The 12,901-nt window shown below is 68.2% G+C and carries 8 protein-coding genes; 6 read left to right on the top strand and 2 right to left on the bottom strand.

The genetic code is table 11. The features are described from left to right. The first annotated feature begins 109 nt into the window (after positions 1–109). The 5 genes from O3305_RS08165 to O3305_RS08145 all read left to right on the top strand — a co-directional run bounded on the left by O3305_RS08165 (position 110) and on the right by O3305_RS08145 (position 5,667). Positions 110–970: a transketolase gene (locus O3305_RS08165; protein WP_269575947.1), complete on the top strand. Its 861-nt coding sequence runs from the start codon at positions 110–112 to the stop codon at positions 968–970. After that, positions 967–1,920 (top strand): transketolase family protein, encoded by a 954-nt coding sequence (locus O3305_RS08160; protein ID WP_269575946.1) that lies wholly within the window; start codon positions 967–969, stop codon positions 1,918–1,920. The genes O3305_RS08165 and O3305_RS08160 overlap by 4 nt, the downstream gene beginning before the upstream one ends. Beyond that, on the top strand, positions 1,920–3,380 hold the full coding sequence (locus tag O3305_RS08155; protein WP_269575945.1) for an FGGY family carbohydrate kinase: 1,461 nt from the start codon (positions 1,920–1,922) through the stop codon (positions 3,378–3,380). The genes O3305_RS08160 and O3305_RS08155 overlap by 1 nt, the downstream gene beginning before the upstream one ends. A gap of 107 nt (positions 3,381–3,487) precedes the next feature. Then, on the top strand, positions 3,488–5,005 hold the full coding sequence (locus tag O3305_RS08150; RefSeq protein ID WP_269575944.1) for a tryptophan halogenase family protein: 1,518 nt from the start codon (positions 3,488–3,490) through the stop codon (positions 5,003–5,005). Then, the gene (locus O3305_RS08145; protein ID WP_269575943.1) at positions 5,002–5,667 is read left to right on the top strand and encodes a DUF6445 family protein; all 666 of its coding nucleotides are present in this window, start codon (positions 5,002–5,004) and stop codon (positions 5,665–5,667) included. The genes O3305_RS08150 and O3305_RS08145 overlap by 4 nt, the downstream gene beginning before the upstream one ends. A 62-nt stretch (positions 5,668–5,729) precedes the next feature. On the opposite strand, the gene O3305_RS08140 is transcribed toward O3305_RS08145, so the two are convergent. Then, complete coding sequence (locus O3305_RS08140) at positions 5,730–7,802, bottom strand: hypothetical protein (protein WP_269575942.1); 2,073 nt, start codon at positions 7,800–7,802, stop codon at positions 5,730–5,732. An 89-nt stretch (positions 7,803–7,891) separates the two neighbouring features. Next, a complete protein-coding gene (locus O3305_RS08135; protein ID WP_269575941.1) occupies positions 7,892–10,420 on the bottom strand; it encodes a TonB-dependent siderophore receptor in 2,529 nt (842 codons plus the stop codon). A 258-nt stretch (positions 10,421–10,678) separates the two neighbouring features. Between O3305_RS08135 and O3305_RS08130 the strand changes: the two genes are divergently transcribed. Beyond that, the gene (locus O3305_RS08130) at positions 10,679–12,898 is read left to right on the top strand and encodes a glycoside hydrolase family 3 N-terminal domain-containing protein (RefSeq protein ID WP_269575940.1); all 2,220 of its coding nucleotides are present in this window, start codon (positions 10,679–10,681) and stop codon (positions 12,896–12,898) included. Positions 12,899–12,901 lie beyond the last annotated feature (3 nt).

Below are 12,901 nucleotides of genomic sequence, written 5' to 3'. Positions count from 1 at the left end.
CAGCGAAGTGTCAACGAACGAACCGAGATTCGTTGCGAAATGGAGGTAAACGAAAATAATCGTAAGAAGCCGGTTGCCGTTCATATCCGTCCTCGGTTAAGGCCCGGCCATGGGTAAGGCAGTAGCAACCGAGGAATTCGTTGATGCGCGGGTGGCGGACATTCGCCGTCGTGCGGACTGGATACGGCGCCAGGCGTTGACGATGGCGCACCGCGCGAAGCAGGGGCATCCGGGCGGCGACATGTCGTGCGCCGATATCCTGGCGACGCTCTATTCCGCCGTGCTCCGCTTCGATCCCGCCAATCCGCAGGACCCGGCGCGCGATCGTTTCGTGATGAGCAAGGGCCACTGCACCGGCGCCTTCTATTCGGCGCTTGCAGGCGCGGGCTATTTTCCGGTCGCCGATCTGGAGACCTATCTCCAGCCCGGCTCGCGGCTGAACGGCCACCCGAACCGCAATTACCTGCCGGGCGTCGAGACCAATACCGGCCCGCTCGGGCACGGCCTGCCCGTCGCGGTAGGCATGGCGGTGGCGGGTCAGATCGACGCGGCGGACTTCCGGGTCTTTGCGCTCACCGGGGACGGCGAGCTGCAGGAGGGCAGCATGTGGGAAGCGGCGATGTTCGCCGGGCATCGCAGGCTCGGCAACCTCACCGTGATCATCGATCGCAACCGCCTGCAGCAGGGCGCGCCGACCGAGGACACCAATTCGCTCGAGCCGCTGGCCGACAAATGGGCGGCCTTTGGCTGGGATGTGGCTGGTGTCGATGGCCATGATCCGGCTGCGCTGCTCGCGCTGCTCTCCGCACCACGCGCCGCCGACGGCAAACCGCTCTGCATTATTGCCCACACGATCAAGGGACGTGGCGTGAGCTATATGGAAAATCAGGCGGGCTGGCATCATGGCACGCCCAATGACGCGCAGCTGGCCCAGGCTTTCGCCGAACTCGACGCGGAGCTTGCGGCATGAGTGCGGCGCCGCAGGGCAAGGGCTTCGATTGCCGCAATGCCTATGTCGAGACTTTGGAGGCTCTGGCGGCCGAGGATCCCCGGATCGTCGCGGTGGTCAATGACTCGGTCGGTTCGTCGAAGCTCAACAAGTTTCGCGACCAGTTTCCCGAGCGGCTGGTCAATGTCGGCATCGCCGAGCAGAACATGGTCGGCGTCGGTGCGGGCCTGGCCAATGGCGGCAAGGTGCCGTTCGTCAGCGGCGCCTCGTGCTTCCTCACCGGCCGCGCGCTCGAGCAGATCAAGGCGGACATCGCGTACAGCAACGTCAATGTGAAGCTGTGCGGCATCTCGAGCGGCGTCGCCTATGGTGAGCTTGGCGCGACGCACCACAGCATCGAGGACCTGGCCTGGCTGCGCGCGATGAAGGGGCTGACGGTGATCGTGCCGTCCGATCCCTGGGAAACCGCCGAGGCGATCCGCTGGGCCGCCGGCTATGACGGTCCGGTCTTCATCCGGGTGAGCCGCATGGCAGTGCCCGCACTGGCCCGTCCGGAAGGCGCGCGCTTCGAGGCCGGCAAGGCCGAAGTGCTGCGCGAAGGCGATGACGTCGCAATCATCGCCTGCGGCACGCTGGTGCACCGTGCGCTCGACGCCGCCGACGCGCTGGCGGCGGAAGGCATCTCGGCCTGCGTGCTCAACATGGCGACGATCTCGCCGATCGACCGCGAGGCGATCGTTGCCGCGGCCGGCACGGGTGCTATCGTCACCGCTGAAGAACATGTCGTGCGCGGTGGCCTGGGCGGCGCCGTGGCCGAAGTCGTGGTGGAGGAGAGGCCGGTTCCGATGCGCGTCCTGGGTTTCCCCGGCTTCCTGGAGACTGGCTCTGCCGAATGGCTGTTCGAGCGGCACGGGCTGACACCGGCAGGCATCGCTGCCGCGGCGCGCGAGCTGGTCGAGAAGCTCGGCTGATGGCGCGCCCGGCGATCCTGGCGGTCGACCAGGGCACGACCAACACCAAGGCGCTGCTGTTCGCGGCGGACACCGGCGAAGTACTGGGCCGTGCCTCGCACCCGCTGGGCGTGGTCCATCCGCGTCCCGGCTGGGCCGAGCAATCGGCCGAAGCGATCTGGGGCAGCGTCGCCGGCGCGATCGGCGAAGTCATCGCCACGACGCCGGGCGCCGAAGTCGCCTCGCTCGCCATCGCCAACCAGCGCGAGACGATCGTGCTGTGGGACGCCGAGAGCGGCGAGGCGGTGGCACCCGCGATCAGCTGGCAATGCCGGCGCACCGCCGATCGCTGTGCCGCGCTGGCGCCGCGTGCGCAGGAAATCATTGCGGCGACCGGGCTCGGCATCGATCCGCTGGCGCCCAGCACCAAGCTTGCCTGGCTGCTCGACGAGACGCCGGGCGCGCGCGCCAGGGCCGAGGCCGGGCTGCTCCGCGCCGGCACGATCGACAGCTGGCTGTTATGGAAGCTCACCAACGGCGCGCAGCACGCGACCGATGTGAGCAACGCCTCGCGTACCCAGCTGATGTCGCTCGACGCGCTCGACTGGGACCGCTCGATGCTCGCGCTGTTCGGGGTGCCCCGGCTGGTGCTGCCGACGATCCGCCCGTCCGACGCCCAGTTTGGCTTCACCGCCGCGAGCGGCGTGCCCTCGGGCCTGCCGATCGAAGTGCTGCTCGGCGATTCACACGCGGCCCTGCTCGGCCACGGCTTTGCGGCGCCCGGACAGGCCAAGGTCACCTGCGGCACCGGTTCCTCGCTGATGGCGGTGACGCCGGCGCGCGTCACCTCCGCGCACGGCCTGTGGAGCACGATCGCCTGGGCACGCGGGCATGACGTCTTTCATGCGCTCGAAGGCAATGTCGCGGTGTCGGGCCATGCCGCGGCCTTTGCGGTGCGCCTGCTCAACCTGCGCGACGAGGGCGAGCTGACCCGGCTCGCCGCCGAAGTGCCCGACAGCCAGGGCGTGACCTTCGTACCCGCGCTGGCCGGGCTCGGCGCGCCGCACTGGCGCTCGGAAGCGCGGGGGCTGCTCAGCGGCATGTCGCTCGGCACCAGCCCGGCGCACGTCGCCCGCGCCGTGCTGGAGGGCATCGCGCTGCAGATCGCCGATATCGTCTTCGCGATGGACGCCGATCTCGGCGCGCCGCTTGATGTGTTGTCCGTCGATGGGGGTGCTGCGGCGAATGACCTGCTCGTCCAGATCCTCGCCGACGTGATCGATCGCCCGGTCCTGCGCCCGCGCCAGCTCGAGCTGGGCGCGCGCGGGGTGGCGCAGCTGGCTGCCGGGAAGCTGGGTGGCAAGGCCTGGGCAATAGTGGATCAGGACCGCTTCGAGCCGGGCATCGCCGGTGCCGATCGCGCGCACCTGATGGCGCGCTGGCGCCAGGCGGTTGCCGCGTCCGCCGCGGCGCATCCCTAGCCGGTGCATGCCCGGCGGAGTCACCCGTAGAACATCGAAATCCGAGGTCGTCAGCAGGAAATCGCTCGGCTAAACACTCGTGAAACTACGAGTGAGAAATCGATTCCATGAGCCTGTCCGATACCCCTTCGCGGCGCGTGCGTTCTGTCGTCATCCTGGGTGGTGGAACGGCCGGCTGGATGACCGCGACGGCGCTGGCGCGCCAATTCGGCCGGACGCTGGATATCACCCTGCTCGAGTCCGAGGAGATCGGCACGGTCGGCGTCGGTGAAGCGACGATCCCGACGATCCACTGGTTCAACCAGCTGATCGGGCTCGACGAGGCGGCGTTCCTCCGCGAGACCAAGGCGAGCTTCAAGCTGGGCATCGAGTTCGTCGACTGGGTGCGGCCGGGGCATCGCTATTTCCACCCGTTCGGCGACTATGGCGTGCGCTTCCCGGGCGTGGCCTTCCACCATCGCTGGATGAAGGCGCGGGCCGAGGGGCTCGACCTGCCGCTCTCCGCCTTTTCGCTGGCGACCGAGCTGGCCGGGCAGGGGCGCTTCGCCATGCCGACGGGTGACGCGCGCTCGATCCTGTCGACGCTCGGCTACGCCTATCATTTCGACGCCAGCCTCTATGCCCGCCACCTGCGCGGCATTGCCGAGGCGGCGGGCGTCACCCGCATCGAGGGCAAGCTGCAGGACGTCGCGTGCGACGGCGAGAGCGGGCTGGTCACCGCGCTCACCACCCAGCGCGGCGAGCGGATCGAGGGCGACCTGTTCATCGACTGTTCGGGCTTCCGCGCGCTGCTGATCGACGGAACGATGGGCGGTGGGTTCGAGGACTGGTCGCACTGGCTGCCCTGCGACCGTGCCGTGGCGGTGCCCTGCGCGCGGACCGAGCATACCACGCCTTTCACCCGCTCCACCGCGCGCCCCGCGGGCTGGCAGTGGCGCATTCCGCTCCAGCACCGGATCGGCAATGGGCATGTCTTCTCCAGCCGCTTCATGAGCGAGGACGAGGCGACGGGGATGCTGCTGGCGAACCTCGACGGCGAGGCGCTGGCCGAGCCGCGCACGCTGCGCTTCACCGCGGGCACGCGGCGCAAGGCCTGGATCGGCAATGTTATCGCGATCGGCTTGTCCTCGGGCTTCCTCGAACCGCTGGAATCGACGTCGATCCACCTGATCCAGAGCGGCATCGCCAAGCTGCTGACGCTATTCCCGGACCGCGACATGGATCCGGCGCTGGCCGAGCGGTACAATGCGCTCCTCAATGCCGATATGGACAATATCAAGGACTTCCTGATCCTCCACTACCACGCCAATCCCGGCAGGACCGATCCGTTCTGGGTCGAGCGTCGCAAGATGGCGTTGCCCGAGACGCTGGTGGCGCGCGAGGAGCAATATCGCCGCTCCGGGCGGCTGATGCTCGGCCCCGAGGAGCTGTTCCGCGACGCGAGCTGGCTGGCGGTGCTCAACGGGCAGGAGATCGTGGCGGAGGACTATAACCCGCTCGCCGACGTGCTCGACAGCGCGGCCAACAGCGCGCAGGTCCGTCAGGTCGCCGAAGTCATCCAGCGCGCCGCGCCGACGCTACCGCTGCACGACGCGGCGCTTGCGGCGGCGATGGGGCAGGGGTGATCCGTCCGGACATCGTCGCGCGGCGGATCGGCAGCGAAAGCCAGCCGATCGCGATCGTCGACGGCTTCCATCCCGACCCGGATGCGCTGCGCGCGGCGGCGCTGGCGGCGACGTTCGAGCCGGGACGGCATCACTATCCAGGCATCCGCGCGCCGCTGCCGGCCGAGTATTTCGCCCAGGTGCGCCCGGCGCTGGTGCCGGTGCTGCGCGAGGTGCTGGGGGCTGCGAGCGTGGAGCTGCTCGATGCCAGCTTCTCGATGGTGACCACCCCGCCCGCCGAACTCGGCGTGGAGCAGCGGCTGCCGCATATCGATGCGGTGCAACCCGGGCGGATCGCGCTGGTCCATTATCTGTCGGAAGGCGACGGCACGGCGTTCTTCCGACACCGGGCGACGCGGTTCGAGACGATCGATGCGGCGCGCTCGGCCGGCTATCTCGCCACGCTCAACGCCGAGCTGCGCGCTGATCCGCCGGAAGCGGCCTATCCCTTTGGCGATACGAAGCTTTTCGAGCGGATCGCGCATGTCGAGGCACGCTATAATCGCGCGGTGATCTACCGCAGCGCGCTGCTCCATAGCGGCGCGATCTCGCCGGATGCGGTGCTGGACGGCGATCCGGCGACCGGGCGGCTGACGGTGACGGCGTTCCTCTCCGCCACATAAAAATCACCCGCCATCCCTGGGGAGGGATGACGGGCCGAGGTGGGGTGTAGGGTTAGCGCAGCTCAGCGCTTCTTCTTCGCCGGTGCGACCTTGGGCGGCTGGACCGCGAGATAGACCGTGCTCCACAGCTGCGCGGCGTTGGACTCATCGACGTCCGCCTTGCCGGCGCCGAAGGCGACGACCTTGTAGCGGCCATTCTCGAACGCCCAGGACCAGAGCTCCGAGCTCTGCGTCGCCCGGGTTGCCTGGATCGCGCGCCACAGCCTGGCCTGCGCATCCTTCAGCACCGCGCGAGTGGCGGGGGGCAGGTCGGTACGGGCGAGCTGGCGCTCGAGGCCGGCGGCGAACAGGGCCTGCTGCCACGACCACACCACCGCACCGTGATAGGCGGCCGGGGTGAAGCGGTCCTGCACCTCGGTGCCGGCCAGCGCCGGATTGGCGACGAGCAGGCCGATATCGGTCATCAGCCCGGCCGGGAACGGCCGTGCCAGCGCGCCGACATAGGCCTGGAGATCGGCCGGGTCGGGATGGCCGAACAGCAGGCTAAAGCCTTCATCCGAATTGATAATCGGCACCGGCTTGCCATGATCGTCGAGCGCGATCGCGTGGTAGCGCAGGGGCTGGCCCTTGAGCGAGGCGAGGGCCGGGGCGGCGGGGACGCCGACGCGGGCGGCATAGGCGCGGACCTGGGCTGCGGCCTCGGGGCCGGGGGTCTCGACGGCGAACAGGCCGGGGGCCTTGCTCCGCCAGGTCGCCGCCATGGCGTGGGCGCGCTCCAGCGCGGCGCGGTCGTCCGGGGTGAGGAAGCGATCGAGCAGGCCGGCGCGGAGCAGCTTGTCGGCGGCCTCGAGCGCGGCGGGGACAAAAACCGCATTCACATCATAGGGATAGCGGCCACGGCCCAAACCTTCCTCACTATCGCGCCACTGGCCGGTCAGGCGGCCCTTGTGGATCGCGACGAGGTTGTTCCAGCGCGGATCCTCGGCGAATGGACGCACTTGATCGATAACGTAGCGAAGGTTGCGCACCAGGAGGGTTCCTGCCGACGCCGCACTGCCCGGATTCGCTTCGCTCTGTACCGTTCTGGCCAGGAAAGTTTGCGCGGCGGCCCGGGTTGCCGAGCCGAGCAGATAATCGGCGGAGACGGGACCGAGCATGTAATCGTCGTCGATCATACCATAATCGAGAGTCGCAGCGGCACCGCCCGGCTGCTTGTGCTGGGCATGGTCGATCAGCGCGAATTCGGAGAGTCCCTCCTCATGCGCGACTTCGCCGTCCCGATCGAGCCGGGCGAGCACCGCGCCCAGGCCCGCTTCCACCGCAGCGCCCTTGAGCGCAGGCATCAGCAGGCGAACCGACATCAGCGTGTCGCGGCCGAAATAGGTGTCGAAGCGCCACGAGCCGGCCAGAAACTTCTCGCGGTAGCTGAGGAAAGCGAGCGCGTTGCGCGCTGCCGGATCGGAGGCTGCTTTGCTATTGAGCAGCTCTGCCTTGCTGAGGCCGGTCAGCGGCGTATCGCCGGTCGCTGCAACGATCCGCAACTGAATGCGTCCATTCGCGCCGGCGACGATCTCGCCCTTCTCGATCCGGCCGCTCAGCACCTGAATCTCCAGGCTGTAGCCCGGCGCACCGTCAACACGGTCACGGGCGTAGAGGATGCGATTACCCTCGATGCGGACCGGTGCCGCCACTTCGGCGGGAAAGCGGCTGACCGACTGGTAATCGCGCAGGAAGCGGACATTGGAGAGCACGGCCTGCTTGGGGGCGAGGCGCGGGGTGTCGATCGTGGCGATGCTCTCGATGCCGTGGAGCGGGCGGCCCCTGGCGTCGGCGAAGGTCACCGGGCGCGGCGCCTGGTCGAGCCGCCAGGTGGCGGGGCGGGCAAGTGGCTGGAACCACAGGCCGACGCCGCTGTTGCCGGCCGGGAAGGCGACCAGGATGCGCGGATCGCTGCCGTTGCGCAGCAGCAGGTGCGCCGCGACCTTGCCCTCGCGCACGAACGCGTTGAGGTTCTGGCCCTCGGTCAGGCTGTAGGCCAGCTCCGGCGCCCTGGCCGCCTTCTGCGCCATCGCCACCGTGCTGGTGCCCGCGAGCAGCAGCCCGCCCGCCAGCAGCAACCGCATCGAACCTCGCATCCGTCTCTCTCCTCTTAATCCAGAAATGGAAAGGCGCGGCGAACCTTTCAGTTGCCGCGCCCTCCCTTTTGCGACCCTTGCGGGGTTTATCAGAACTTGAACGTGATCGTGCCGCCATAGGTGGCGCCGACGATGCCGCGGGCATAGAAATAGCCGTCGGTGATCGCCTGCGTCTGGCCCTGGCGGGGATTACCCTCGGTCAGGCCGATGACGTTGAAGATGTTGTCCGCGTTCACGCTCAGCTGCAGCTGCTTGCTGAGGTTGAACGAGGCACCCACGCTGGTCACGCCGTAGCTCGGCAGCGCCACGCCGTTGCCGGCATCGGCGTAGATCTTGCCGATATACTTGTAGCGGCCATAGATCTCACCGAGACCGTTCGGCAGCTTGTAGCTCGGCGTGATCGTGAACAGGCGTGCCGGCGTGCGCTCGGGGCGATTGCCCTCGAAGCCCTGCTGGTTGGCGCCGTTGATCGCCAGGTTGACGAGCTTCGGATCCTGGAACACGCCCTGGAAGTCGATGCTGAAGGCATCGACCGGACGGACGTTGAGGTTGAGCTCGACGCCGTTGGTACGCAGATCGGCGTTGATGTTGCTCTGCTGCGACGGGTTCACGGGATCGGCGAAGTTGTAGTTCTGGTTGCGGAAGTTGGTGCGGAACACCGTCGCCGAAGCCGAGACCAGGCGGCCCATCTGGTAGCGGACGCCGGCTTCGTACAGCTCGATCCCGGTGATGGGATCGACATTGTTCATCTGGAAGCCGTTGGCGTAGCGGGCATAGATCGAGAAGTTCGGCGTGATCAGGTAGTTCGCGCCGACGGTGTAGGCCACCGCCTTCTTGTTCGCCTTGCGCACCGCATAGGTGCCGTCCCAGGTCGAGCCGACCGTGGTCAGCACGCCGGCCGTGCCCGGCTGCACCGCCTGGTTCACCGCCGCGGTGTTGCCGTCCCATGCCGTCGCGCTGTCATGCTCCCAGCGCACGCCGGCGTCGATGTGCAGGTCGCCGATCGAGAACTCGTCGTTCACATAGAGCGACAGGCTCGAATCCTGGCGGCTGCGGATGCCCGCGCCCCAGTCGCCGTACGAGACCAGGCCGTTGTCGGACAGGGTGCCGATCACCTGGTTGTTCGCGTTGAGCGCGACGATGTCATAGACATCGCTGTTGGTGCGCACATCGCTGACCACGCTCGCCGTCGCCGACTGGTCCTGGTTGCGCTTGGTCTTGTAGTACATCACGCCCGCGGTGAGCGAGTTCTTGAAGCTGCCGCTCTCGAAGTTCCAGCGGCCGCCGACGTTGAAGCCCAGGTCATAGGCGTCGATCGCGTCGTGGTTGAGCGTGGTACGCTGCAGGAAGCCGTTGCCGTTCAGCGCGTTGAGCAGCGCCGTCTGGTTCGAGCCGATCACCTGGCCGGTGCGCAGGTTCTTGATGCCATAGCGCACGGTGGTCGGGAAGGCGGCCTGGCCGAGCGTCAGCAGGTCGTTGATCGGCGAGCTGCTGCCCGGGGTCAGATAGTTCACCGCGCTGGTCAGGCCGGCATTGCCGGTGCCCGAGCCGGGGAACAGGCCGTTGAAGTCGTAGCTGTAGTCGAGATAGCGGCCATGGCCGAACAGCGTGAACGAGTCCGAGATCGGCTTCTCGAAGTCGAGGCGGACCTGCCAGGTCTTCGAGACGATGCCGTCGTCATAGTTGAATTCGCGATAGCCGCTCGAATGCGCGTTGGTCGAAACCGGCACCGCGATGTTCGAGAAGGCGCGGCCGCCGACATTGCCGAACTGGGTGTCGAGGCTCGGCACGCCGCCCGGCTCGCCATCCGTGAACTTGTACGGCTGGTCGGCGTAATAGGCGTTCTTCATGTCGCCGCCCTTGGCCGACAGGCGGACATAGCCACCGTCGTCGAACTTGTATTCGAGCGCGCCCTTGATGCGCCAGCCGGTATAGTCGTTGGTGTTCTTGCGAACGCCCGGGCTCGACTGGAAATAGCCGCCGACGCTGAAGGCCAGCTTGTCGGTGATCGGCTGCGAGTAATAGCCGTCGGCGCGCTTCAGGCCGTAATTATAGCCGGTGAAGCGGACCGCGCCCTCGGGGCGCTCATGGTTCACGGCCTTGGAGATGAAGTTGATCGTCGCGCCCGCGCCGTTGACGGTGAGCACGCCCGACGAACCGCCCTTGACCGCTTCGAGGCGATCGATGGTCAGGTCCTGATCGAAGAAGAAGTCGGCGCCGCCGCCGCCGTACAGGATCGGCATGCCGTCTTCCTGCAGCTGGACGAAGCGTTGGCCGCCGCCCTGGAGGCCGCGGACCGAATAGTTGTTCGAAACCGCGCCGGCGGTCGCCTCGACGAAGATGCCCGGGACCATTTCGAGCAGGTCGGCGGTCGAGCGCGGGGCCTTCTGGTCGATCAGCTCGCGATTGGCGAGCGTGATGTCGGCCGACGAGGTGATCAGCGGGCGGTTCGGCGTGGTCTGGCCGGTGACGACGATCTGGCCTTCATCGGCGGCGTCATCCTGCGCGGCGGGAGCAGCCGCATCAGTGGTGGCCGTCTGGGCCTGGGCGGCGAGCGGCGCGAGCGCGGCACTGGCCAACAGCGCGGCGCGAACGCCAGCGCGAACGGAAAGCAACATATATCCTCCCCAACCGAGTTTATGCCGGACAGTCCGGCGGGTTGATCCCGCTCGATTAATCACGACGCCCGCATAATGAAATCGTTTTCTGCAACTGTCACGCGGAATTTGCCAAGCACTGGTGCGCTGGTGCAACAGGTGCCGAAACCAACGGATTTCGGCGGGCTTCGTTGCAATGCTACGCCACGCGGGAGAGAGATTTTGACACAGAAAAGCGCGGGTGGCGCAGGGGGCCTGCGAATCAACCGGCGCGCCTTGATGGCGGGATCGGCGCAGGCGGCGCTGCTCGGTTTGCTGCCGGTCCGGGCGCGCGCGGCATCGGCGCGGATCGAGGGGCTGATCGCGCGGATGACGATCGCGGAGAAGGCGGGACAGCTCAGCTGCTTCAACGACGAGATCCGTCCGGTCGGCGCGGTGTTCAATCCGGTGGTCGATCCGCGCGGCGCCGATGCGATGCTCGCCGATATCACCGCCGGTCGGGTGGGGATGTTGTTCAACGGCTATGGCGTGGCTGGCGCGCGCAAGGCGCAGGCCGCGGCGCTACGGAGCCGGCTCGGCATCCCGCTGATCTTCGCGGCCGACGTGATCCATGGCTGTCGCACCGTCTTCCCGATCCCGTTGGCCGAGGCGGCGGCGTTCGATCCCGCGCTGTCCGAGCGCGCGGCACGGGCGGTGGCGGAGGAGGCCAGCGCCGGCGGACTGCACTGGACCTTCGCGCCGGTGGTCGATGTCGCGCGCGACCAGCGCTGGGGGCGGGTGGCCGAGGGGGCGGGCGAGGACGTGCTGCTCAACCGCCAGCTTGCCGCCGCGCGAGTGCGCGGTTTCCAGGGGAAGGATCTGCGCCGGGCGGACAGCCTGCTCGCGACGCCCAAGCATTTCGCCGGCTATTCGGCGGTGCGCGGCGGCATGGAATATGCTGCGGTCGACATGAGCCTGGCCGAGCTGCGTGAGACCTATCTCCCGCCCTTTGCCGCCGGGTTCGGCGCGGGTGCGCTGGCGACGATCGCGTCGTTCACCGACTTCAATGGCGTGCCGGCAACCGCCAATCGCTGGCTGCTCACGGATGTGCTGCGTGGCGAGCTGGGTTTCGCGGGCGTCTGCGTCTCCGACTATGACGCCGATCGCGAACTGATCGCGCACGGCGTTGCCGCGGACGAGGCGGATGCGGCGCGGCTGGCGATCCTGGCGGGCGTCGATGTCTCGATGCAGAGCGGGCTCTACAACAAATATCTCCCGGCGCTGGTCGAGAACGGCAAGGTGCCGATGGCGCGGGTGGACGAGGCGGTGCGGCGGGTGCTGGCGCTCAAGGAAGCGCTGGGCCTGTTCGACGATCCCTTCCGCTCGCTCGATGCCGTCGCCGAGAAGAAGCGGACTGCGACGCCTGCGATCAAGGCGATTGCGCGGGAAGTGGCGACGCGCTCGATCGTGCTGTTGCGGAACGCGGGAGATCTGCTGCCGCTGCCGGTGAAGGGGAAGAAGATCGCGCTGATCGGCCCGTTCGGGGCGGACAAGGCGAACCTCAATGGACCCTGGTCCTTTGCTGGCGATGCTGGGGACGGGATCGACCTGGCGACCGGCATCCGCGCGATGCTCGCCGATCCCGCAGCGCTGGCGGTGGAGGCGGGGAGCGGGATCCACGAACCGCTCGCCGGAGGTGTCGCGCGGGCGGTGGCGGCGGCCAAGGCGGCGGATGTGGTGTTGCTCGCGATCGGCGAGGCGGGCGACATGTCGGGTGAGGGCAATAGCCGGGTTGAGATCACTGTGCCGGCGGCGCAGCAGGCGTTGGCCGAAGCGGTTTCGAACACGGGCAAGCCGGTGGTGGTGCTGCTGCGCCACGGGCGTGCGCTGGCGCTGGAAGGGGCGGTGCGCGATGCGCCGGCGATCCTCTGCACCTGGTTCCTCGGCGAGCAGGCCGGGCCGGCAGTGGCGGATGTCCTGTTCGGGGTGCGTGAGCCGACCGGGCGGCTGCCGGTCAGCTTCCCGCTCGCCACCGGGCAGCAGCCCTGGTCCTATGATCGGCGCAGCACCGGGCGGCCGGCGGGAGACGCTGATCCGATGGAGCCGGCCCGCAGCCATTGGCGCGATGCGCCGGACCGGGCGCTGTTCCCGTTCGGCAGCGGGCAGGGTTATACGCGCTTCGCTTTGGCCGAGCTGCAGGCCCCGGCACGGGTGGCGAAGGGCGAGGCGGTGCAGGTCCGCGTTGCCGTCACCAATGCCGGGCTCCGGCGCGGCGCGGCGTTCGTGCGGGCTGATGTGCATGATCGTGTCGCCAGCCGGACCCGGCCGGTGCGGCAGATGAAGGCCTATGCCCGCATCACCCTCGATCCCGGCGAACGCCGCATCGTGACGCTGACCATCCCCTATGCCGAGCTCGCGCTGGTCGTCGCCGACAATCAGTGGCGAGTCGAGCCGGGGCGTTTCGACCTGTGGGTCGGCGCCGGCGGCGAGGAACTCCACAGCCAATTCGAGGCCCTGTGAAGC

It is taken from the genome of Sphingomonas sp. NIBR02145, assembly GCF_027359115.1.
Lineage (GTDB): Bacteria > Pseudomonadota > Alphaproteobacteria > Sphingomonadales > Sphingomonadaceae > Sphingomonas > Sphingomonas kyeonggiensis_A.
The sequence above is the reverse complement of the archived record's forward strand: the minus strand, read 5'-3'. Positions and strand labels throughout refer to the sequence as shown.